The 24,739-nt window shown below is 43.2% G+C and carries 21 protein-coding genes; 10 read left to right on the top strand and 11 right to left on the bottom strand.

Annotation, left to right across the window (positions count from 1 at the left end; translation table 11 throughout):
* Window positions 1-65: 65 nt before the first annotated feature.
* From C1721_RS05340 to C1721_RS05350, 3 genes are read right to left on the bottom strand one after another with little or no spacing between them, the layout of a single operon-like run.
* Window positions 66-989, bottom strand: a complete 924-nt coding sequence (locus tag C1721_RS05340) for a serine O-acetyltransferase (RefSeq protein WP_102407440.1) — start codon at window positions 987-989, stop codon at window positions 66-68.
* Between the two features lie 50 nt (window positions 990-1,039).
* Complete coding sequence (locus tag C1721_RS05345; RefSeq protein WP_102407441.1) at window positions 1,040-1,492, bottom strand: hypothetical protein; 453 nt, start codon at window positions 1,490-1,492, stop codon at window positions 1,040-1,042.
* 47 nt (window positions 1,493-1,539) lie between these two features.
* On the bottom strand, window positions 1,540-2,013 hold the full coding sequence (locus C1721_RS05350; RefSeq protein ID WP_102407442.1) for a pyridoxamine 5'-phosphate oxidase family protein: 474 nt from the start codon (window positions 2,011-2,013) through the stop codon (window positions 1,540-1,542).
* Between the two features lie 215 nt (window positions 2,014-2,228).
* Between C1721_RS05350 and C1721_RS05355 the strand changes: the two genes are divergently transcribed.
* The 6 genes from C1721_RS05355 (at window position 2,229) to C1721_RS05380 (ending at window position 8,853) form a co-directional block, all read left to right on the top strand.
* Entirely contained in the window at window positions 2,229-2,963 is a 735-nt protein-coding gene (locus C1721_RS05355; RefSeq protein WP_102407443.1) for a succinate dehydrogenase/fumarate reductase cytochrome b subunit, read from the top strand.
* A 33-nt stretch (window positions 2,964-2,996) separates the two neighbouring features.
* Window positions 2,997-4,940: a fumarate reductase/succinate dehydrogenase flavoprotein subunit gene (locus C1721_RS05360; RefSeq protein ID WP_102407444.1), complete on the top strand. Its 1,944-nt coding sequence runs from the start codon at window positions 2,997-2,999 to the stop codon at window positions 4,938-4,940.
* Window positions 4,941-5,047: 107 nt separating this feature from the next.
* Entirely contained in the window at window positions 5,048-5,803 is a 756-nt protein-coding gene (locus C1721_RS05365; RefSeq protein WP_102407445.1) for a succinate dehydrogenase/fumarate reductase iron-sulfur subunit, read from the top strand.
* Window positions 5,804-5,923: 120 nt separating this feature from the next.
* Window positions 5,924-6,883, top strand: a complete 960-nt coding sequence (locus C1721_RS05370; RefSeq protein ID WP_102407446.1) for a nitrilase family protein — start codon at window positions 5,924-5,926, stop codon at window positions 6,881-6,883.
* Between the two features lie 406 nt (window positions 6,884-7,289).
* Window positions 7,290-8,039, top strand: a complete 750-nt coding sequence (locus C1721_RS05375) for a LiaF transmembrane domain-containing protein (protein ID WP_102407447.1) — start codon at window positions 7,290-7,292, stop codon at window positions 8,037-8,039.
* Window positions 8,040-8,043: 4 nt separating this feature from the next.
* Window positions 8,044-8,853: a LytR/AlgR family response regulator transcription factor gene (locus tag C1721_RS05380; protein ID WP_102407448.1), complete on the top strand. Its 810-nt coding sequence runs from the start codon at window positions 8,044-8,046 to the stop codon at window positions 8,851-8,853.
* Between the two features lie 499 nt (window positions 8,854-9,352).
* Here the strand turns inward: C1721_RS05380 and C1721_RS05385 are convergent, their stop codons facing one another.
* Both C1721_RS05385 and C1721_RS05390 read right to left on the bottom strand, forming a co-directional pair.
* Window positions 9,353-9,877, bottom strand: a complete 525-nt coding sequence (locus tag C1721_RS05385) for a BamJ family beta-barrel-assembly machinery protein (RefSeq protein WP_102407449.1) — start codon at window positions 9,875-9,877, stop codon at window positions 9,353-9,355.
* Window positions 9,878-9,887: 10 nt separating this feature from the next.
* Window positions 9,888-11,432 carry a glycine--tRNA ligase gene (locus C1721_RS05390; protein ID WP_102409252.1) on the bottom strand — a complete coding sequence of 515 codons (1,545 nt, stop codon included), beginning with the start codon at window positions 11,430-11,432 and terminating at the stop codon, window positions 9,888-9,890.
* A 265-nt stretch (window positions 11,433-11,697) separates the two neighbouring features.
* Here C1721_RS05390 and C1721_RS05395 point away from each other — a divergent pair, with 265 nt between their 5' ends.
* A complete protein-coding gene (locus C1721_RS05395) occupies window positions 11,698-13,974 on the top strand; it encodes a DUF6259 domain-containing protein (RefSeq protein WP_102407450.1) in 2,277 nt (758 codons plus the stop codon).
* A 48-nt stretch (window positions 13,975-14,022) separates the two neighbouring features.
* The gene (locus C1721_RS05400) at window positions 14,023-15,459 is read left to right on the top strand and encodes a Gfo/Idh/MocA family protein (protein ID WP_102407451.1); all 1,437 of its coding nucleotides are present in this window, start codon (window positions 14,023-14,025) and stop codon (window positions 15,457-15,459) included.
* Window positions 15,460-15,506: 47 nt separating this feature from the next.
* Here C1721_RS05400 and C1721_RS05405 read toward each other — a convergent pair whose 3' ends face one another.
* The 5 genes from C1721_RS05405 to C1721_RS05425 all read right to left on the bottom strand — a co-directional run bounded on the left by C1721_RS05405 (window position 15,507) and on the right by C1721_RS05425 (window position 22,325).
* Window positions 15,507-16,796, bottom strand: coding sequence for a S28 family serine protease (locus tag C1721_RS05405; protein WP_102407452.1), 1,290 nt, complete (start codon window positions 16,794-16,796; stop codon window positions 15,507-15,509).
* A gap of 4 nt (window positions 16,797-16,800) precedes the next feature.
* A complete protein-coding gene (gene queG, locus C1721_RS05410; protein ID WP_102407453.1) occupies window positions 16,801-17,742 on the bottom strand; it encodes a tRNA epoxyqueuosine(34) reductase QueG in 942 nt (313 codons plus the stop codon).
* 194 nt (window positions 17,743-17,936) lie between these two features.
* A complete protein-coding gene (locus C1721_RS05415; RefSeq protein ID WP_102407454.1) occupies window positions 17,937-18,242 on the bottom strand; it encodes a GIY-YIG nuclease family protein in 306 nt (101 codons plus the stop codon).
* Between the two features lie 203 nt (window positions 18,243-18,445).
* On the bottom strand, window positions 18,446-19,057 hold the full coding sequence (locus C1721_RS05420; RefSeq protein WP_102407455.1) for a polysaccharide deacetylase family protein: 612 nt from the start codon (window positions 19,055-19,057) through the stop codon (window positions 18,446-18,448).
* Between the two features lie 10 nt (window positions 19,058-19,067).
* Window positions 19,068-22,325: a protein O-mannosyl-transferase family gene (locus C1721_RS05425; RefSeq protein ID WP_102409253.1), complete on the bottom strand. Its 3,258-nt coding sequence runs from the start codon at window positions 22,323-22,325 to the stop codon at window positions 19,068-19,070.
* Window positions 22,326-22,566: 241 nt separating this feature from the next.
* On the opposite strand from C1721_RS05425, the gene C1721_RS05430 reads away from it, so the two are divergent.
* A complete protein-coding gene (locus tag C1721_RS05430) occupies window positions 22,567-22,866 on the top strand; it encodes a GNAT family N-acetyltransferase (RefSeq protein WP_102407456.1) in 300 nt (99 codons plus the stop codon).
* A gap of 18 nt (window positions 22,867-22,884) precedes the next feature.
* A complete protein-coding gene (locus C1721_RS05435) occupies window positions 22,885-23,103 on the top strand; it encodes a (4Fe-4S)-binding protein (protein WP_102409254.1) in 219 nt (72 codons plus the stop codon).
* 34 nt (window positions 23,104-23,137) lie between these two features.
* On the opposite strand, the gene C1721_RS05440 is transcribed toward C1721_RS05435, so the two are convergent.
* The gene (locus tag C1721_RS05440) at window positions 23,138-24,685 is read right to left on the bottom strand and encodes an ADP-ribosylglycohydrolase family protein (protein WP_102407457.1); all 1,548 of its coding nucleotides are present in this window, start codon (window positions 24,683-24,685) and stop codon (window positions 23,138-23,140) included.
* Window positions 24,686-24,739: the final 54 nt, after the last annotated feature.

Raw genomic sequence — 24,739 nt, forward strand, 5'->3', positions numbered from 1 at the left:
TTACCATGTACAACATATCCAATCGCTTAATTAGTAATTTATTTAAATTTGTTTTTATGTTTTTCTCATTGTTCAACAATTATCAATTGTCCCTTGTCAATTGAACCTTGCTTTACAGTAGCTCCTGCCGGAATATCTTCCGTAAGCCAAACGTTACCACAAATAGTAGCCCCTTTGCCTATACGTATTTTACCTATCAGAGTAGCATTTGAATAAATTGTAACGTGATCTTCCAGAATCGGATGCCGCGCGATACCGCGGATGGCATTTCCATTCTCATCCGGCGGCAACTTTTCACCGGCCAGACTGACCCCCTGAAATATACGGACATAATTTCCTATTACACTGGTTTCACCTATAACCGTGCCTGTTCCATGATCAATAGAAAAATGATGGCCTATTTGTGCTCCGGGGTGGATATCAATCCCTGTTTCGGAATGTGCCATTTCCGCAATCATTCTCGGGATATAAGGAACTTTCAATTTATATAACTGATGTGCTATACGATGATTGCTTATCGCGCGGAATCCGGGATAACAGAAAATCACTTCTCCGGGATTCTGTGCCGCCGGATCGCCATTAAAGGTCGCTTCCGCATCCGTAGCCAATACAGATCGTATTTCAGGGAGTTTAGCAATAAACTCCTCAGAACGTATTTCCGCAATTGCCAAAACTTTTTCTTCAGAGCATACTGTACAAGAAGTATCTGCGAAACAAAGTCCTGCGTAAATCTGCCGGGATAATAAAGAATGGAGCGTCTGAACATTTACCCCTGTATGAAAGCGGATAGTCTGTTTGCTAATCCGCGCATTTCCATAATAACCAGGGAACAAGATGGCACGACACAGGTCTATAATTTCCTTCAATACTTCCCCGGAAGGTAATGCCTCTTCATCCCGATAAGCATGGAACAATTGTGTATACGATGCCTCATCCGACAGTTTATCTATCGTTTCGCCCAGCACTTCGCGATGTTCCTGCAAATCCATTATTATTCAGGTTATTCTTTATAATCGACAAAGGTAATTTATTTTTCTGTTTAATAGTTCATCACGACTCTGAATTGCGCCTCACCAGGGGCAACACTCGTTGCAAAGTCACTGTAAGTTACATAAAATGTAATTGAGCCGGGCATAAAATCAAAATTTATAATCTCCGACCATCTCTCGTCATATGTATTTTCCAAAGGAATAGTATAAGGCAACGGCGTTTGCACCTCATCATTCCTGCCCGGATTTTGTATCCAATAAGCAAATACGTTTCCGTCTAAATAAATATCATTGGAAAGATCGTTCACCCTTACTTCACATTTATAAAAAGAATTACGTCCATCGGGGTCAGAATACAATTTCCAATCATTTTCACGTATTGTATATGTTTTCACAAACCAGGTCATTCCCGTTCCATTCTGTCCCGGAGGGCCGGCAGGTCCTTCACACGCAGTGAAAGCCAATAGCATCATAAAAAGGAGTAAAAGATTTTTTTTCATCATTATTTATTTTAGTTGATTTTACAAAAATAGCTAAATAAACGAATCGTTTATTTTTTATGGGGTGCACCAAATTCCTTGCAAGTCATTTCATCCACTTTTACTTTCCAGATTTTTACGTTTATAACTGCCGGATCGCTATACTTGAAAGTCTTATCGGAATACTGTTTCATAATAATATCCAGCGCTTCCACTTTCTTATCAAAATCTTCCTCATAGGTTACTTTTCCCCAGCAGATAACACTTTTGGAACGCATACGGTAACTGCAAGCTACCTCCGGATGCTGAAAAGCCAAAGCATGATCCGTACTGAATGTTATACAAACTTTCGGATTACGTTCCAAAATAGAAATACTGCGTCCCTCTTGAGCCGAGTGCAGATAAACAACGCCATCCCGATAGCCAAAATTCATCGGTAACACGTAAGGAGTACCATCTGTGTCCGCCAATCCCACATAGCAAACATCACATTTTTGAATTATATACTCTATCTGTTCTTTATCAGTATGTACAAGTGTTTTCATTTCTCTTTTGAATTATGTCATTGCAAACATAACTAAAAAAATTCATTCTTATTATCAAGGTTCGTTTCTAATAGTATCAGAAGAAATTTTCTATTACAGAAATATTTCCTTATTCTTATTGCTTGATATGCGGATTTAGCATACCTTTGCACGATAATTACATAGTTTAAGATTGAAATTTTCAAACACAATTAAATAACTTAAATTATTATCTTATGTGGTTACTTAATTCCTCTATCGGGAAGAAGCTGATAATGAGCATATCAGGTCTTTTTCTTGTTTTGTTCTTATTGTTCCACTTGTCAATGAATGTGGCGGCTGCTTTCTCGGGAGAAGCCTATAACATCATTTGCTCATTGTTGGGAGCTAATTGGTATGCTGTTGCTGCGACTTTAGTGTTGGCAGCAGGCGTTGTGATTCACTTTGTGTATGCACTTATTCTGACACTGCAGAACCGTAAGGCTCGCGGTAACGACCGTTATGCAATTAACGCTCGTCCGAAAGGAGTAGAATGGGCATCTCAGAACATGCTGGTGCTGGGTATTATCATTGCCCTGTTCATTGTATTGCACCTTAGCCAGTTCTGGTATAAGATGATGTTCGCCGAACTAATGGGCAATCACATGGTTACACTTTGCGACGGAGTAACAAGCGTGTCTCCTCAGAATGGTGCGGCATTCATCAACTATTATTTCCATACAAGCTCGCTGGCTGCCTTATGGACAGTTCTGTATATAGTATGGTACGTAGCTTTGTGGTTTCACCTGACACACGGTTTCTGGAGCGCTATCCAGACTATCGGTTGGAACAACACGATTTGGATGAACCGTTGGATCTGTATCTCTAAGATCGTAGCAACTGTTATCTGTGGTCTGTTTGCAATCATTACGATTATCTTCTTCCTGAACGGTGTGGGAGGCGATTGCGTAGCTGCTTGTGCAGGACATTAATTTAAGGTGTAACAATATTGAAAATAAATCATTATGACTCAAATAGATTCTAAAATCCCTCAGGGCCCATTGGCTGAGAAGTGGAAAAATTATAAAGATCATCAGAAACTGGTGAATCCCGCAAACAAACGTCGTCTGGACGTGATTGTAGTCGGTACCGGTCTGGCCGGTGCTTCTGCTGCTGCCTCTTTGGCAGAAATGGGATTCAATGTATTGAACTTTTGTATTCAGGACTCTCCCCGTCGTGCGCACTCGATCGCTGCACAGGGTGGTATCAATGCTGCAAAGAACTATCAGAATGATGGTGACTCTGTTTACCGTCTGTTCTACGATACAATCAAAGGCGGTGACTATCGTGCCCGTGAAGCTAACGTATATCGTTTAGCCGAAGTTTCTAATAATATTATCGACCAGTGCGTAGCTCAAGGTGTACCTTTCGCTCGTGAATACGGAGGTCTGCTGGATAACCGTTCATTCGGTGGCGCTCAGGTATCCCGTACGTTCTATGCCCGCGGTCAGACCGGACAGCAGTTGTTATTGGGCGCTTATTCTGCTTTAAGCCGTATGATCGGTTTGGGTAAAGTAAAAATGTATACTCGCCACGAAATGCTGGATGTTGTTAAGGTAGACGGACGTGCTCGCGGTATCATTGCCCGTAATTTGATTACAGGAAAGATCGAACGTTTCTCGGCTCACGCCGTAGTTGTTGCAACAGGCGGTTATGTAAATACATTCTTCCTGTCAACCAATGCAATGGCTTCCAACGGTTCTGCCGCATGGCAGTGCTACAAGAAAGGTGCTTACTTTGCTAACCCTTGTATGGTTCAGATCCACCCGACTTGTGTTCCTGTACACGGTGATTACCAGTCTAAACTGACTTTGATGTCCGAATCTTTGCGTAATGACGGCCGTATCTGGGTTCCGAAAAAGCTGGAAGATGCAAAAGCATTGCAGGCCGGAACAAAGAAAGGAAAAGACATTCCGGAAGAAGACCGTGACTACTATCTGGAACGCCGCTATCCGGCATTCGGTAACCTGGTTCCTCGTGACGTGGCCTCACGTGCCGCTAAAGAACGTTGCGACGCCGGCTTCGGTGTTAATAACACAGGGCTTGCCGTATTCCTGGATTTCTCCGATGCTATCAACCGTTTAGGTAAAGAAGTAGTAAAACAAAAATATGGTAACTTGTTCGATATGTACGAAGAAATTACCAATGATGATCCATACGAAACTCCAATGATGATCTATCCTGCACTTCACTATTCAATGGGTGGTTTGTGGGTAGACTATGAATTGCAGACTTCTATTCCGGGTCTGTTCGCTATCGGTGAGGCTAACTTCTCAGACCACGGTGCTAACCGTCTGGGTGCATCTGCTTTGATGCAAGGTTTGGCCGACGGTTACTTCGTGTTACCTTATACGATCCAGAACTATCTGTCCGACCAGATCCAGGTTCCGCGTTTCAGCACCGACCTGCCTGAGTTTGCAGAAGCTGAAAAGGGTATCAACGACCGCATCAAGAAATTGATGAGTATCAAGGGGAAAGAATCAGTAGATTCTATCCATAAGAAACTGGGTCATATCATGTGGGAATACATCGGTATGGCACGCGATGCAGAAGGTTTGAAAGAAGCTATTCAGAAACTGAAAGACCTGAAAAAGGAATTCTGGACAAATGTACATATCCCGGGACAGGCAGAAGATCTGAACGTAGAACTGGAAAAGGCATTGCGTCTGGCAGACTTTATCGAGATCGGTACTTTGATGGCTCACGATGCTTTGGATCGTGCTGAATCTTGTGGTGGACACTTCCGTACAGAACATCAGACTGAAGAAGGCGAAGCTCTTCGTCATGATGATAAGTTCATGTACGTATCTTGTTGGGAATATCAGGGTGAAGATAAAGACCCTGTTATGCTGAAAGAAGATCTGAATTATGAATTCGTAGTACCACAGACACGTAACTACAAGAAGTAAATACAGTAGTTAGAAGTTAGTAGCCGGTAGTTAGTAGAATAATTTCGACTATCTCCCACTGCTAACTACTGACTACCTACTACTAATTACTAAAAAATATTAGAATCATGGATAAAGATATAAATATCACACTTAAAGTCTGGCGTCAGAAAGGTCCGAAAGAAAAAGGACAGTTCGAAACTTACCAGCTTAAAAACATTAACCAGGGAACATCTTTCTTGGAAATGCTGGATATCCTGAACGAACAATTGATTAACGAAGGTAAAGATCCTGTAGTTTTCGATCACGACTGTCGTGAAGGTATCTGCGGTATGTGTTCATTATATGTAAACGGACATCCGCACGGACCGGCAACCGGTGCAACTACTTGCCAGCTTTATATGCGTCGTTTCAATGATGGCGAAACAATTACTATCGAACCGTGGCGTTCAGCCGGTTTCCCGGTAATCCGCGACTTGATGGTAGACCGTTATGCTTACGATAAAATTATCCAAGCAGGTGGTTTCGTTTCCGTAAACACAGGTGGTGTACCTGATGCAAATGCAATCGCTATTCCTAAAGCGGATGCCGAAATGGCGATGGATGCTGCTGCATGTATCGGTTGTGGTGCTTGTGCTGCCGCTTGTAAGAACGGCTCGGCTATGCTGTTCGTTTCTGCAAAGGTTAGCCAATTGGCATTGCTTCCTCAAGGTAAGATAGAAGCAGCCCGCCGTGCAAAAGCAATGGTTGCCAAGATGGACGAACTGGGATTCGGTAACTGTACCAACACTCGCGCATGCGAAATGGAATGTCCGAAGAACATCTCTGTCAGCAATATCGCCCGTTTGAACCGTGAGTTCATCTGCGCTAAGTTGAAAGACTGATAAATAATCCGGAATACATTTCGGAAGATGATAGAAGGGGTTGCGAATGAACACATCCAGTGTCATAACGCAACCCTTTTACTTTTCAAATAAAATACCACCACAAACAAAGAGTAAAACATGAAACCACTAAAAATAGCTACCGTTCAATTTGAGCCTCGTGATAACGACAAACAATATAATCTTTCAATAATCCGTGATATATGCCGTAATGCCGCTGCCGACGGTGCGGAAGTCATTGCTTTCCACGAATGTTCCGTCTGCGGATATACATTTGCCAAAGATTTATCAAAAGAAGAACTATTAGCTATAGCGGAACCTATACCTTCCGGTCAAAGTACACAGGCATTAATTTCAATTGCAAGAGAATTCAATATAACTCTATTAGCCGGTTTCTTTGAAAAGGACAGTTCCGACCACATATATAAAGCACAAATCTGTGTAGACGAAAATGGATTGAAAGCCAAATACAGAAAACTTCATCCTTTCATCAACCCGAACATTTTACCGGGAGACCAATATGTCATATTCGATATTAAAGGATGGAAATGCGGTATTTTAATCTGTTATGACAATAATATCATAGAAAATGTCCGGGCAACAGCCCTCTTGGGTGCAGATATAATATTCATGCCGCACGTAACAATGTGTACTCCTTCCCCACGTCCGGGAGCAGGATTGGTAGATCCGGCATTATGGGAAAACCGGGAGAATGACCCGACAACACTCCGACAAGAGTTTAACGGTTTGAAAGGCCGTGCCTGGTTAATGAAATGGCTTCCCGCGCGTGCGTACGACAATGCTGTATACGTAGTATTCTCCAATCCGATAGGAAAAGACTACAATGAAATAAAGAACGGTTGTTCCATGATACTGGATCCGTTCGGAGATATATTGGCCGAATGCAGGAAACTGGGAAATGAATATGTGATAGCGACATTAATTCCGGAGAAATTAACACAGGCCGGAGGTTTTCGTTATCGAAATGCCCGCCGGCCCGATTTGTATGCTGAAATCATTGGTCAGCCGCATAAATCCGTTCAGAAAGTTGCCTGGTTAACGGGGAAGACAAGTAAATAGAATACTAGGAACACTGTCTGTCAATATTCAAGGAAAGCCCGGATTAGTTTTTATTATATGTTATAAAACACTATTTAGCATTATATCTATTGACAAAAACAGAAGAACCTGTACATTTGTACCGTGGTTTTTTCATAATAGTATTAGATTTAAGGTTAACAAAGTTTGGTTAGGGCTTGTCGTGAGACAGGCTTTAATTGTTTTATATAAGTTCTTTTGATCAGAATTGTTCACAAACTACCTGTTTTGATCTCTTATTTTCTCAAACAGGCTTCGTTTTCTTTCGGTGTTTATCGGGTTTATTCCGTATTTTATCGGGATTTCGCTGTAATAGAACGTTTTTCTCTTGATGTATCTTATCTCTTGCCCTACATTTGCACCAAACGAATTTAAAATATAGCAGATTATGAATAAAAGAAATGTATTTTGGGCAATCCCGTTTATCTTTGTCGGCATTGTCTGGTTCCTTAAAAATATGGGAATAGTTACGCAAGAATTATTTTCCATACTTATTTCCTGGCAAGTGCTTGTTATGTACATCGGTATTTACAATCTTTTCGGCAGACATTTCTGGGGCGGAGCAATTACTTTTGCCGTAGGAGCTGTATTCCTGTTACCCGAAATTGGTTTGCTAGACAGCCATTGGCTTCATGTTTATTGGCCTTTAATATTTATATTTATCGGTGTATTCCAATTAATCAAACCGAAGAGAAGATATAATGAAGCTTTCCGTCGGAAACATTTTCACCACATGCATGGTCGCGGAGATTGGAGAAAAGGGCAAAATATGTATTCAAACACAGACTATTCCAGTAATGACGGCTTCGTTGTATCCAACAACACCTTCGGCTCTATTCAACAGATCGTATTAGACCCGGTTTTTAAAGGAGCAGATATCCGGAATACATGCGGAGGCACTGTATTGGATTTGAGACGCACCAAACTGGAAGCCGCACAAACATTCATTGATGTAGAGTGTACTTTTGGCGGTATTGAAATCTATATGCCTGCGGAATGGAATTTACAATCGCAAGTGAGTGCCGTTATTGGCGGATGCGATGATAAACGCTATCAATCCTCCGCCAATATAGATCAGGAACACGCACTGGTCGTTCGGGGAAGGATTACTTTTGGTGGTATCGAATTTAAAAGCTGAATGTATGCAAACACATCCGTTTTTTGGATCAGTCATTGACCGGATAGCCGGAATCTTTGTAACTATAACGGCATGGATACTTTATTCCCTGTTATTATATTGCTACGGAGGTCTGGAATGGTGGATGGCTGGCATAGATGGATTAGTCTCCGTAGGACTGTTAGCAATAGCAGGCTATCTATACGGATACATTGTAGAAGCGATTCATGCGTTTCAGATACGTGTATTGCTGGGAAGCCTGGCTCAGGCAATCAGTCTGGCTGGAGCTTGGGAAATAGAAGTTTGGATACGTAGGGAAACTCTGGCGGACTTTTCGGCAACCCTTCCGCTTCGGCTCACTTTTGGAATATCAGCCTGGATTATCCTATTGATGTGGTATCGTATCTATAATCTCGAAGAACAGGATTTAACGGAATCAACAGAGCCGGATGAACCGGAATACCTTATAAATGAAGCATCGGCTGCAACATCTGATGAAGAATCTATGCTAGACCGTATTTCTGTAAAAGACGGTTCCCGCATACATATTATCCACTTGGATGAATTGCTGTATATACAGTCCAGCGGAGATTATGTAACTCTTTTTACTCCCTCCGGACAGTATGTTAAGGAACAAACGATGAAATATTTTGAAGCTCACTTACCTTCGGATATATTTGTGCGCATTCATCGTTCATGTATTGTAAATATGGAACAGATACTGCGAGTGGAACTGTTTGGCAAAGAAAATTATCAGGTACGATTAAAGAATGACGTTTGTCTGCGGGCAAGTTTATCCGGATATAAACTACTAAAGAGACGTCTCAATTTATAGGCATATATCATCAACAAAGTGTTAATTTTAGCATATTTTGATTGCAATCAATGAAGTTTTATATAGAATAACACTTTTTAGACGCAGGACGGCTACCACTTAACATATATTAGACGGAAAACCCTTGACAGAAGAGGATTACAAGTTGTATATTTGCAATGTGGTTTTTTCATAATAGTATTAGATTTAAGGTTAACAAAGTTTGATTAGGGCTTGTCGTGAGACAGGCTTTAATTTTTTATATACATTCCTTCTTTCAGAAACACCCCTTTTACTCCTCTTATAGAACACTGTAAATCACCCCATTAAAAAGAGCTGACTTTTGCAATCAAAAGACATGTCTTAACATTTCAAAAGAGCAGACCTTTGAAGTGTTAAGACGGGACTTTTACATTCAAAAGATATATCCTTTTAAAGCGTTGTATATCAGCATAAAAAAGGAGGTTGCTTCAAAATCAGAATGAAGCAACCTCCTTTCTATAAACTACTATAGATCAATCTATTGTTTTACTATCTCTGCAACTTCCATTTCAAAAATCAAAGTCGTATAAGGGAGAATCGTAGCCTGGCCGGTTGTTTGGGCTCTCTTTCCAGCAGATCCGTAACCCAACTCCTGAGGAATCCAAACTTCCCATTTATCGCCTACGTGCATATGTTGCAATGCCGTAGTCCATCCATCTACCACTCCCGAAACAGTAAACTCAGAGGGAGCTCCTTCTTCAAAGGTATGAGAATCAAAAATAGTACCGTCAATAAAAGTTCCTCTGTAATATACTTTAACTGTACTTGTATAGTAGATCTGCTCTGTTCCTTCGCCTTTCTTCAAGACTTTATAAAGGATAGAGCCTTCATTACTTTCCGATCTCAGCTGTTGAAACTCCGGGTCGAACATTTTTGCCTGAAAAGCCTCTTCATTCCTTACTTTCCATGCTTCATCTATTTCTAACGGTTCATCATCATTGCCACAGGAGGAAACCACCAGTGTGCAAAACAACATCAGGGCTATTTGCAGGTATTTCTTCATTCTTTCTTATTTATTCTATTATCTTTTTCAACAAATTCTTCATATTAACCTTCTCAGAGATAATGTCGTGTAGCTTGTCAATACTTACACGTTCCTGTTCCATTGTATCACGGAAACGGATTGTTACGCAATTATCTTTCAAAGTATCATGGTCTACAGTAATACAATACGGAGTACCTATCGCATCCTGACGACGGTAACGCTTACCGATCGAGTCTTTTTCGTCATACTGGCAACGGAAATCGAAACGCAGCATGTTCACGATCTCTTCGGCCTTTTCAGGCAGGCCGTCTTTCTTCACCAACGGCAATACGGCCAATTTGATAGGAGCTAATGCTACAGGCAACTTCAACACAACGCGAGTTTCTCCGTTTTCCAATGTCTCCTCGCAATATGAACCGGCCATAACGCTCAGGAACACGCGGTCTACACCGATAGATGTTTCGATTACATACGGCGTATAGCTCTGATTCAATTCCGGGTCGAAATATTGGATCTTTTTACCGGAGAACTTCTCGTGCTGGCTCAGGTCGAAGTCGGTACGGCTATGGATGCCTTCCACTTCCTTAAAGCCAAACGGCATTTCAAATTCAATATCGGTAGCCGCGTTAGCATAGTGTGCCAGCTTTTCATGATCGTGGTAACGGTACTTCTCGTTACCCAGCCCCATTGCCTGATGCCATTTCAAACGGGTTGCTTTCCATTTCTTAAACCATTCCATCTCTTCTCCCGGACGAACAAAGAACTGCATTTCCATCTGTTCGAACTCGCGCATACGGAAAATGAACTGACGGGCTACTATTTCATTACGGAAGGCCTTACCGATCTGTGCAATACCAAAAGGCACTTTCATACGGCCTGTTTTCTGTACATTCAGGAAGTTCACGAAGATACCCTGAGCTGTTTCCGGACGAAGATACACTTTCATAGCACCGTCGGCGGTAGATCCCATGTCGGTAGAGAACATCAGGTTGAACTGACGTACTTCCGTCCAGTTACGTGTTCCGGAGATAGGGCAAACGATTTCACAATCCAAAATCAACTGGCGCAGGTCCTCGAAGTTGGAATCGTTCATATCTTTCACATAGCGTTCGTGTATCTCATTCCACTTAGCCTGATGTTCTAATACGCGGCCATTGGTAGCACGGAACTGGGCTTCATCAAAAGCATCGCCAAACTTCTTGGCAGCCTTGGCTACCTCTTTATTTATCTTTTCTTCTATCTTTGCCAGATGGTCTTCCACCAATACATCGGCACGATAGCGTTTTTTAGAGTCTTTGTTGTCTATCAACGGGTCATTGAACGCGTCTACGTGGCCGGAAGCCTTCCAGATAGTAGGGTGCATAAAAATAGCGGAATCAATGCCCACTACATTCTCGTGCAACAAGGTCATACTGTCCCACCAGTATTTCTTTATATTATTTTTCAGCTCTACGCCATACTGTCCATAGTCATATACAGCTCCTAAACCGTCGTATATTTCAGAGGAAGGAAATACAAAACCGTACTCTTTGCAATGTGAAACTAATTTCTTAAAAACATCTTCTTGTGCCATAGTGTAATAATTTGCCAATTCATCAATATGCCAATATGCCAATCAAAACCATCCCATGCAACCAGCCAATTCTCATTGGCATATTAGCACTTTGGCACATTGGCATATTATTTAAGGTTGCAAAGTAAATGATTTTTCATCAAAATACGATACTTTTAGAATGCTTCTTTCTGATAAACACTTAATTTACTTTTAAAATCGGAATATAGACTTGTATTTTTTATTACATTTACGACATCTCAATTAAGCATGCCATTTTTTCAACATGAAAGCACTTGTTAAAATATCAGTTTTATCTTTTTCCATTAGTATGTTCCTTATTTCAGGACTAAGTTGTACGAGTACAGGACTGTCAGAGCCCGTAATTTCAATAGATAACGGAAAAATAGAATTAGGCTTTGAGCGCTCCACCGGAAAACTAATCTCATTCTCAGACATTGAAACCTCCTACAATTATATTGATTCGTCAGCCGTAGAAGGTTTGCCATGGTCGTTGAACGTTGCCGCCGGATCATCTCCATTAGGCAAGTTACCTACAAAAGTCAGTTTTAAAAAGCCCGATCCGTTTACCCTGAATATAAAATGGGAACAAGCGGATGAGACAGATGGTATAAAGGTACTGGCATCCGTATCGCTCGATAAAGAGAAAGCTCTATCTTACTGGAACATCAAGGTAGAAGGGATGAAAGAACAAAATATCCAACACGTGAAATTCCCTGTCATTGCCGGCATTAAAGACTTAGGAAATGAAGAACTGGCCGTATCAACCTGGCTGGGAAGCCTTATTAACAATCCGAGAGCAGGCATGACGAACGCTGAAACTCCTAAAACATTTACGTGGAATCATCCCGGGCATCTTTCCATGCAGCTATTGGCGTTGTATAATAAAGAATCGAACGGAATCTATTTTTCATGTAATGACACGCTGGCCTATACAAAGAATTTTTCAATGACCTTCGACTCCAAAAACAGCTTGGAATACAGTATAACAAACATTCCTCCTTTTAATAACCGCATCGACACCTATCAACCGGCTTACCAGGCTATACTCGGTTCTTTCCAGGGAGATTGGATTACTGCTGCAAAAATATATCGTGAATGGGGCATCCAGCAGAAATGGTGCCGCGAAAGCCGGTTTAAGAACAACCGGACAGCAGAATGGCTTCCCAAAACCGCTTTATGGGTGTGGAACAGGGGTAAATCACCGAATGTACTATCCGAAGCAATAGATTTTCAGGAAAGACTGGGTTTGCCCGTCAACGTATTCTGGCATTGGTGGCATAATTGTTCTTACGATGATTATTTCCCCGAATACCTTCCCCCGCGTGAAGGAGGCGAATCTTTCATCAAAGCAGTAACAGCCGCCCAACAGAAAAACGTAAGGTGTATCGTATATATGAACTCTTTCCAGTGGGGAACTTCTACAGATAGCTGGAAAGCGGAAAATGCAGAACCTTACTGTGCTAAAACCATCGACGGAAAAACATACGAGCATGCTTATAATATATTTACCAACAAAGCAATCACTCCGATGTGCATGGCCACCGAGTTTTGGCAAAACAAATACGCCTCATTATGCGACAGCGTAGTAAATGTTTATCAGACCAATGGCGTATACATGGACCAGGCTTGCATGAATTTCCAATGCTATGACAAGAGCCACGGGCATGATCTGGGCGGAGGTAATTACTGGGTAAACGGATTCGGGAAATTAACATCACTCATCAGAAGTAAAATATCCGGTAAAAACCAACCTATTCTTGCGGGAGAAGGTTCGGGTGAAGACTGGATAGCCTACCTTGACCTCTTTCTGACACTGGAAACAAGCCGTGAACGTTACGCAGGTATCAGTAATATTGAATCCATTCCTCTTTATCAGGCGGTTTATCACGATTACGCCATGACTTACGGAAGCTATTCTTCTCTTGTATATCCTCCTTATGATGAGTTATGGCCGGAGCAGTATAGTCCGGCTAATAAAGAGAAAGCTTTGCCCGAAGATTTCAACGCCCAGTTTTTAATGGAGCAATCCCGATCTTTTGTATGGGGCATGCAGCCTACTATAGCAAACTATCACGCTTTTTTAGCCAAAGACCGGAAAGAAGAAATAGACTTTCTGATAAAATTGGCTAAAACCCGCTATAATGCACTTAAGTATCTGCTTTACGGAGAATACTGCCGCACCCCTCAAATAAATTCTCCCCAGCAGGAAATCGACATATCGAAACTCTCTATTTATGTAGGGCGTACAGGAGGCAATGTTTCCCGCTTTAAGAAAACAGTACCTTCACTATATACCGGAACCTGGAAATCTTCGGACGGATGTATAGGGATCGCTATCGCCAGCATAAGCGACAGACAAATACCTGTAGACTTTACACTGGATACATCCGAATATAATCTGCCACAAGAAGGAGATGTTTATGTAATAACAGACAATGCACGTACTCTCTTACAATCGTATGGCAAAAACCGGACAGACATCCATTTTGTTATGCCTTCACGTGGAGTTTGTGTACTCGAATTTGTCCCCAGGCAATAAGAAGCAAAATCAATCAGTAGAAATAATATATTTAATACATAATAGACCATGAAATCAAAAGACACTTCACGCCGCCTGTTCCTGAAACAAGCCCTTGCCCTTTCGGCCACCGCCGCCATCCCTTCATTCTGGATACCAGTAAAAGGACACGCCACTCCGGCATCCCCGTTCGTCAGTCCGAACGACCGCGTCAACATAGCCTTCATCGGTATTGGCAACCGCGGAGGAGAGATCGCCAAGGAATTATACAACACGGGACTGTGCAATGTAGTTGCCCTGTGCGACGTAGATATGGGCGCTCCGCATACGCAGGAGGTCATCTCCATGTTTCCCGACGTACCCCGCTTCCAGGACTTCCGTAAGATGTTCGACAAGATGGCGGACAGGATAGACGCCGTTACGGTAGGCGTGCCGGACCATTCGCACTTCCCTATCACGATAGAAGTCATGTCGCACGGAAAGCACGTTTACGTAGAGAAGCCGATGGCACGTACTTTTAATGAAGTGGAACTGATGATGAAGGCTGAAAAGAAATTCGGCGTCGTCACCCAAATGGGCAATCAGGGACACTCCGAAGCAAACTACTTCCAGTTCAAAGCCTGGCAGGAAGCCGGAATCATTAAAGACGTTACAGCCATTACAGCCCACATGAACAATTCACGCCGATGGCACGGGTGGGACCCCGGAATCAGAAGATTCCCCGCTGCCGAGCCTATACCCGATACGCTGGATTGGGATACCTGGCTGGGCGTTGTGAAGCATCACGATTATAATCACGACTTCCATCTGGGACAATGGCGTTGCTGGTACGACTTCGGTATGGGAGCGCTTGGCGACTGGGGGGCACATATATTAGACACCGCCCACCAATTCCTCAACCTGGGCTTGCCCGTCGAGATCAATCCCACTTACCTGAAAGGGCATAACAAGTTCTTCTTCCCGATGTCGTCTACCATCGTCTTCAAGTTTCCGGAGCGTGGAGCTATGCCACCGGTTGATATAACCTGGTACGACGGTCTGGATAATATCCCGGCAGTGCCCGACGATTACGGGATTTCCGAACTCGATCCCAACATCCCGACAGTAGCCGGAGGCAAGATACAACCCGCCAAACTGAACCCCGGAAAAGAGATTTACACAAAGACACTCACCTTTAAGGGCGGTTCGCACGGCAGCACCCTTTCCATCATTCCGGAGGAAAAGGCCAAGGAGATAGAGCCCCTGTTGCCGGAAGTACCGCAAAGCACCTCCAACCATTATGCTAACTTCCTGCTGGCTTGTCAGGGGAAAGAGCAGACGCGCTCGCCCTTCTCCATTGCAGGTCCGTTAAGCCAGGTATTTTGTCTGGGGGTATTAAGCCAACAATTGGGAGAGAAGCTCCTGTTCGACCGGGCTACGAAGCAAATCACCAACAACAAGCTGGCCAACCAAATGCTGGCAGGCGCGCCTCCACGCAAAGGATGGGAGGAGTATTACAAGATATAAGTGCCGATTAAAACAGTAAGACATGGAATCGGGCATGTGGAGATATACTATTCAGCTAACCATCGGTTAATCTGCGTCAGTATTTTTTCCTTCATGTCATCCGGCATATTGCTGATACGTGCACGATGACTGCCTCTTGGCTGAATATAGACCTGCTCATTCTTTTTACCTTTGAAAGACGGAACACGAGTTGCGCTCCACGGATCAATTTCGCCATAAATAAAGATCATCTTCGGATCATTGTCTTTCAAAAAGCTATACACCTTCCGGTAAAGTTCGGGGCGGAACTCGACCGTTCCCGCACTCTTCGGAAGCATGATACGGCTCAGATATCCCTCACTACTTTGTATGGAGAGATACTTTTCAAGAGGCTTTGTATCATAACCATAATACCCCAGTTCACGGGCAGCCTGCACAAAGAAAGAGGCATTTGGCTGGTCTTCGGCAAAATAATCCGGAGAGCAGACAGCCACCAGATGCCTGAATAGAGTATCCGTATCCGAAGAAAGAACAGGTATCGTACCCACCGGAGTGCCCCATTGCCAAAAAGCAAAAGGGTATTCTAATACGCAATAGTCCAACACTTCATCCATTGAAATATGAAAACGCAGACTGCTTTCCTTGCAGAAAGCCTCCAGCAGGGGAACGATCTCGGTCCTGCGCTTCAAGACTTCCTCCTGGAACTTCTTAATCCGGGTACGTTCCGCTTTAGTACCCACCTTACGTAAAAAAGGCTCGTGACGCCCGTCCTCCACAGCACGATTCAGAGGAGCTACATAAGGGACTGAGAAATCCACATCATCCGGAAAGAAGGCACGATACAAAAGGGTAGTCTGTCCACCTTTGCTTATACCCGTACTTATCCACTTTCCGGTGTTATATATCCAGCGGAAAGTCTGGTTTACATGATGAAGGTCATAAGCAGAATTCTCGGCAGTCAGATAGTCCCAATTCAACGGTGACGGCGTAGATTCCAAAAAGTAGCGATACTCCACAAACACAAGATTCGCATCCAGCAATTGTGTCAATTCTTCCCGGTATCTGGGGTTCATAGCATACGCAGCTCCATAGCCTTCGGTAACCAGAACGGTAGGACGATCGAAGCCTACATGTCCTATGATGACGCGCTGTGTAAAGCTGCCAGCCTCCGGATGTTTCGGATCGAGTGGCTGTGTGATACGCACCACATATTTCTCGGGATAATGATCGGACTTTAATTGTTCTACATGACTAATACCAGGCAGAGCTTCCAGTTTCGCCTTCAACTCGCCCGTTGCAGCCGCAACGGCTATCATAAAACTAAACAGAAGCAGTATCAGTATGGACGTTCTTCTCATGGGTTTATTCTTTTAAGTTTCGTATTGTGCGCAGCAAGCCTTCGTACTTGGCTCTTTTCACCGCCGAATGGGCAAAGATACGATTATATTCTTCTTTAGTAAGCATGCGGAGCTGTTCTTTTTTAAGGGAGAGAAGGGCTTCCGAGGGACGGAACTCGTCTTCTTTCGTGGGAACGGCAAAACGGTTCCAGGGGCAAACCAGCTGGCAGGTATCGCAACCGTACAGGCGGTTGCCCAGTTTACCGGCTTGCTCAGCGGGGATTTCTCCTTTATGCTCGATGGTGAGGTACGACAGGCATCGGGAGGCATTCAAACGTTGCTCACCCTCCAACGCTCCTGTGGGGCAGGCTTTGAGACAACGGGTACAGTTGCCGCAACGGTTTTTCTGAGACTCATCATATTCGTCCACCTCCAAAGTAGTTACAATCTCGCCCAGAAAGAAAAAAGAGCCTTTGCGGGGAATAATCAAATTGGTGTTCTTTCCAATGAAGCCTATGCCGGCCTTCCAGGCCCAATAGCGTTCCAGGATGGGTGCCGAATCGGTAAAGATACGGGCGGAGGGGGCCTCTTCGGGCGTCATTCCGTCTTCTTGAAACGAAGACAGTATGCTTTCCCATAGCCGGCGGAGCTTTTCCTTCACTACCTGATGATAATCTTTGCCATAAGCATAATAGGCTATATGGGGAATATTGGCAGGAAGCTTCTTCTCCGGATAATAATTCAATGCGACGGAGATGACGGAGCGCGCACCTTCTACCAGGCCTTCGGGATTGAAACGTATATCACGGTGATTCTCCATATACTTCATCCCGCCGTGGCACCCTTCGGCAAGCCAGCGGTCAAAGCAGGCGGCCTCGGTGTCTGCCGAAGCTACGCGAGCTATTCCGCAGGCATCGAATCCTTGTTTATACGCCAGTTCTTTTATCAATGTAGATAATTTCCGCATCTTTATATTGTCTGTTGATGGTATGTAAAAAGTAGTCACAGGCACCTTAGTATGTCATTGCGGGCTTGACCCGCAAACCCATACTATACAAAAGCACAACTAAGAGGATAAGAGGCAGGTCAAGTCCTCCAAGACATAAACGCTATAAACAATACTTTTTGCACATCCACCTTATCTTTCTTTAAGTTCTTTATTCATATTATATCCCAATCTGCTGCCAAATCATTCCAATCAGGATTGATACTTACAACAAGAGCATTCTTCCATTTTCTTTTCCAATTTTTCAATTGCTTCTCACGGCCTATGGCATCCTTTATACTGTTAAAACTCTCAAAATAAACAAGCTTTGTACAATTATACATAGCTGTAAAGCCAGGGATTTCCCCGCTTTTATGCTCTCGTACACGACGTTCAAGATCGTTTGTAACTCCAGTATAAAGAACATTTCCGTGCTCATTGGTTAGCATATATATCCAATACTGATGTACATTTTTAATCATAGTTAGATTGATTTAGGATAAGATGGCGGGTCAAGCCCGCCAGGACAATTACCATTGACACATTACCATGATATTCCGGCAATATTTTTACCGTACTAACAGTAACGCTCTTGCGGCGTACACGGTAAAGGTGTTACCGTACTAACGGTAACGCTCTTACCGAAAAACAGTGCTTTGCCCAACAATACGGCGGCAGAGGGAGGCTATTCAAATACCTTAAACTCGTAGCCTTGCTGCAGCAGCCATTCAATGGAACGGGGCATGGCTTCGCGCATGTTTCGTTCGGCTTTCAGGGAGTCGTGGAAGACAATAACGGAGCCGTTGCGGGTATAGTTCTTTACCACGTTGAAGACGCCGTTAGGGGTCATGTGCGGACTATAGTCGCGCGTCACCACGTCCCACATCACAATTTTATAATGTTGAAGAAGTGTAAGGATCTGCGGGAAACGCATATGCCCGTGCGGCGGACGGAAAAGGTCTGTCTGTATATAATCGGCCGCCTTCTTCACATTTGCCAGATAATTCTTCGTCCAGTACTGGATGCCCTGGATATGGTTGTAAGTATGGTTGCCCACCCGATGCCCGCGGTCTATCACCAGTTGGTAAAGATCCGGATGTTTGCGTACGTTATCGCCTACCATAAAGAAGGTGGCTTTTACGCCATACCTGTCCAATACATCCAAAACCCAAGGGGTAATCTCGGGAATAGGGCCGTCGTCGAAAGTGAGATATACACACTTCTTCTCAGCCGGTATTCGCCAGATTACCCCCGGAAAGAGGACCCTGTAAAACCAGGGCGGTTGTTCTATAAACATAATTCTCGTTCTACTCTTTACTTTCTGCCGCACCGTAAGCCATACGGTAGTTGTCAAATTCCTCCTGATACTTCTTGCCGAACTCAGGGTTGTATTGCTTGTTTACGCGAAGCACTTCCTGCAATATAGCCAGGTTCTGACGAAGCTCACCCTCTACAGATGACAATTGTCCCGGTTTCAGGCGGAAGAACCAGTTGATATTACGCAGTGCATCATCGGCAATACCGGTATATACCTCTTCTGCCTTTTCCTTTTGGCCGAGCACATAGTAAAGCTCACCGATAGATAGAGCGGAATAGTCTAACGGCACATTTTCGGGCGGAAGCACCTCCATACATTTATCCAGCACCTCCAAGGCTTTGTCTTTCTGGCCTTCGTTATACAGTGCGGCGGCCAGTTTGGCAAATATCACCATACGGTAGCTTTTGCACATGCGCATTACGTTTTCGTCCAGATAGATGCCTTTCTTATCTACGCCGCCCCATTTGAACTTGTTCATCACGTTGTCGTACATCTTCTCGGCGTTAACCTCCTTGATAGTACCCTTTACCTGCATCGGAACGATCTGGTTGGCCAGTCCGGTCTGTTGGAAATACGGATCAAGATTTACCCATTGATCGCTTGCTACCGTTACAGCATAGTATATCGGACGCTTCCAGTCGTTTGTCTGCAACATGTCCAGTACCATCAGTTCCTGCTTGCCCAGAATGTCTTTGCCTTTCAGGTCAATCGTCATGTCTTGAATATAACGGGCATCGGCCGTATCTACCACACCATTCTGCACGGCGGCATTAGGATCGACCTTATAAACAAGCGTCTGCGACGGTATATAATCCAATTCCTGATTGATTTGCGGTATCTTCTTATACTTCGGATCATTGCTGCGGACGAAATCCAATGCTGTTTTCAAATCAACAGCCTGTTCCGTCAGCGGGAAGACATATGCGGCATCACGCGTGCCCTGCACATAATCTGCCCGATCCCAGGAGATAGGCAGCGGCTGCGATTCATAGGCCTGCTTTTTCATTTGGTCTATATACCAGTCGGTCTGCAGGTAGCTGGTGTTACATACACGAACGTCGGTACGAATGCCTTCTACTTCCTGGGCGTACCACAATGGGAAGGTATCATTATCACCATTGGTAAAGATGATGGCGTTCGGTTCGCACGACTCCAGATAATTCGATCCGAAATCACGACAAACATAACGGCCGGAGCGATCGTGGTCGTCCCAGTTCTGAGCTCCCATCTGAATAGGAACAAACAGACAGAGAAGCGAAGCGATAGAACCGGCAGCTACTGCCGACAACTTTCCATACTTCTCCAGGCCTTTTGCCAGCGCCGCCACTCCAAAGCCTATCCATATACAGAAGGCATAGAACGAGCCGGCATACGCATAGTCTCGTTCGCGTGGCTGGTATGGCGCCTGATTCAGATAAAGCACAATGGCTATACCCGTCATGAAGAACAGGAAGAACGTCACCCAGAATGCCTGTATGCCTTTCTTTCCGGCATAAGCCTGATACAACAGGCCTAAGATGCCGAGTAAAAGCGGCAACATGTAGTACACGTTATGTCCCTTATTGTTTATTATATTGAAAGGCATATCTTCCTGAGAGCCTACAAGGGCTTCGTCGATAAACGGAATACCGGTAATCCAGTTGCCATTCAACACTTCTCCATTTCCCTGAATATCATTCTGCCGACCGGAGAAATTCCACATGAAATAACGCCAGTACATGAAATTAAGCTGATAAGCGAAGAAGAAGCGGAGATTCTCCGCAAAGGTAGGCTTCACTACCGAGATCATCTCTCCGCAACGGTTATACTTGACTGGCTGTCCTTTAACCTGTGCCCATTCTTTATAGGCCTGGATATGACGCTGGTCGTTGCTATGCATGCGGGGGAAGAGCATATTCAGCTCATCCACGTATTTATAATCCGTCTCATAACGGGAAACATAATAACGGTCTTTCTCATTCTTATCTTTTTTGATAACGCGGCTCCAGGTTGGCGCGCCTTTTTCGGAAACAGGAACGCAATTGCCGTCCTTATTCTCCCGTTGCACTTCCGATACATAAGTCTGTCCGTATACTAAAGGTGTTTTGCCATATTGCTCACGGGCCAGGTAAGTACGCAGTGTAAAAATATCACTCGGCGCGTTCTGGTTCATCGGCGTATCGGCAGATGCACGGATTAGCGTCAGTGCATAAGACGAATAACCAACAACAACAACCATTAAGCAGATCAGTACGGTATTCAGCATCTTGATATTTACTTTCTTACTCATAAACAAGTAAGCCGTAAGAGCAGCCGTAAGGATAACAGCCAACAGATATCCGCTTCCAATAAATGGAATGCCAATCAATACGACGGCCAGTATAAAGGAAACTTTCATACGCACCGGATTGATCTCATCACGCATTGTTTCCCAAATAGACCAGGCCAGTACTCCTGCCAATACAATCACGTAAGCAAATACACCGGAGTTATATGGCATGCCGAATACATTTACAAACAGAAGTTCAAAGTAACCGCATACTTCTACCAATCCTTGTACTACGCCGTACATCATCAAGGCCACGATAACGAATGAAACCAAAAGGGCAATTAATGTTCCCTTCATGGTAGGATTCTCAAACTTCTTATAATAGTATACCAATACGATAGCCGGAATACACAACAGGTTCAACAGGTGGACACCGATACTCAATCCCATTAAGTAGGCTATCAGTACAATCCACCGGTCGGCATGGGGTTGGTCCGCCATATCTTCCCATTTCAGTATCAACCAGAATACTAAAGCAGTAAAAAGAGAAGACGAAGCATATACCTCACCTTCTACGGCACTGAACCAGAACGTATCACTGAATGTATAAGCCAATGCACCGACAAGACCGCTACCTAAAATAGTAATCAGCTTTCCGGTTGATATTTCTTCACTCTCATTTACCATAATTTTGCGGGCCATGTGCGTAATACTCCAAAACAGGAATAAGATAGTCAGCCCGCTAAAAAGTGCAGACATGCTGTTCACCATCATCGCAACTTTCGAAGGATCGGGAGCAAACTGTCCGAAAAGATTAGCTACCAGCATAAAGAAAGGCGCTCCGGGTGGATGTCCCACTTCCAGTTTAAATGCCGAAGAAATGAACTCGCCACAATCCCAAAAGCTGGCTGTGGGTTCGATAGTCATCAAATAAACGGTGGTAGCGATTGCGAAAACAATCCATCCCAAAACGTTGTTGATTAGTTTATACTTTCCCATTTTTTTGTATAAAGTGATATGATTAATTACTATAACAAAACCACCCTTCGCCGGGTAACCGGGCGCAAAGGTAAGCATTTACGTTTAATACGTAACGTTCAGATTCCTTATAAATTGTAATCAAGAGATTAGAAATGTATTAAAGAAAAAGTAATTACAATAAAAACACACGCCACTTTTGTTAAACAAAGCTTCAACACAAACTGTTTTATCTATACATAGGGATTAAAAATTAAAGAATATGGCTGAAGACTATAAATTAACGGACAACGAAGAACGTCACCAGTATGAATTTCATATAGACAAATACGTTCCAAGAATCGAGTATATCAAATCAAAGAATGGGGAAATTTATTTAACCCATACCGAAGTACCTGTAGCTCTTGAAGGAAAAGGTATCGGTTCCCAATTAATAGAGAAAGCGCTTATAGATATAGAAAGTAAAGGATTACGCTTAGTTCCACTCTGTCCTTTTGTAGCAGGTTACCTGCAGAAGCATCCGGATTGGAAACGTATCGTTATGCGAGGCATTAATGTTTAATCATCATAAAAAATGGACATGGCAGAAAAAAAAGAGTATTCAAACGGCGAGTTGACCATCATCTGGCAACCGGATTTATGTCAACATTCAGGAATATGTGTAAAAACATTACCTCAGGTATATAATCCAAAAGAAAGACCTTGGATTAAAATAGAGAATGCGACCACTGAAGAGCTAATCGCTCAAATTAAAATGTGTCCTTCCGGGGCTTTAAGTTATAAACTAAATAAGAAGTAAAGTAAATTACCGTTTATATCATTTATACTGCATTTCATTGATATTTAAACGGTTCTTTGGGTTTATCGGAATATACTACCACATTATAGACAGTAACATTTGCCTCCGGTTGAGGGTTTAGCCATTTAAAGGATACTTTATGTTTACCTTTGGGCAACTGATATTTATAAAAAAGATCTTCACGGCGACGAATCTGGTCCGCCGGAAGAGGAATTGTTTCCAGTAACTCGCCATCTACATAAGTTTCAACCATTGCGATATAAGCAGGATCATTGCTGGTCACACCTCCGGGTATGGCAAAACCTACTCCGTCAAATTCAAACTCATTCCATTCCCGAAGACTTTTGTTAATTGTTCTCTTTTCTATCGGATAATGATTGGTAAAGCATTCTTCAAAAGCAACCGGTTGAGGGGTCTGGCAACGAATAACAACATCGTCATTTTCAATTTTTCCTCCATTCTTTTCTATCACCTGAAGAGCTTGGTTATAACTTAACTGATATACTTTATTCAAAGAAATATCGGTATATGCAAATGGAATATCCTCCACTTCATATAAATTCTTTTTCCAATATTCAGGAATATTACTATAGCCTAACATTGTACCTAAAATACCTCCTGCTGAGGCCGGGTTACAATCCGAGTCGAAACCGCAACGAGTGGATATTTCCAATGTCTTGGCATAATCTCCGCCACCATACAACAAACCTATTACAATATATGCGTTATTTATGATAGCATCAATATTATAATAATTAAAGACACCCGTAGGCGAGCCTTTGTCATTATCCCATTTAATTTTACATTGGCTCCAGGTTTGCTTCCAGTCATCAGGATATTGTTTATGCCAACGGATTACATCAGTAATACACTGATAAAAAGTACTTTCTTTAGGAATTATCTTTATGGCTTCATTTACTACAAATTCAATATCGTCGGAAACAAAAGCCAATGCATACATAGCACCTACAAAAACACCACCGTACCAACCGTTACCATAATTCATTATGTGCCCGATCTTATCACATATTCCGGCAGCGGTATTCGGCATTCCGGGAGACATTAATCCGGAAAAATCAGCTTCTATCTGGAAATCTATATCATCAGCATGCGGATTATTCAACCAGTGCCCGGAAGCAGGAGGCATTATACCATGCAAGATATTATAACGAGCCGTTTGATTTGCAGCCCACAGCATATAGTCTGCATTTGCAAAAGCCATAGCAAAAGAATCTACCGGAGCATCTAAGCCTAAACGGTCGAACACTTGTACAAAAGTCAAATCCATATACACATCATCATACAATCCGGGGAAAGTATCAAAATAGCCTTTTATAGCTCCGTCCGGCCAAAGAATATCTACATAGTCGGGAATATACACTCCGTTATATTTAAATTCGGTAGGACCGCCGTAAGTACAACCGATAGTCTGTCCGGCCCATCCGCCTTTAATCTTATCGAGTAACACTTCCTTACTTAATTTCTTTTCAACAGGAACAGATTGTTTGCTTTCTTGTGCGCAACTAACCAATAAGAACAAGAGCACCAGCACATAATAAACATTTGTTTTACTTTTTTTCATAATAGCATTTATATGGAGTGAAACAACACCTACAAAGCTAATAAATATTTGTTT

It is taken from the genome of Parabacteroides bouchesdurhonensis, from assembly GCF_900186615.1.
Classification (GTDB): Bacteria; Bacteroidota; Bacteroidia; order Bacteroidales; family Tannerellaceae; genus Parabacteroides; species Parabacteroides bouchesdurhonensis.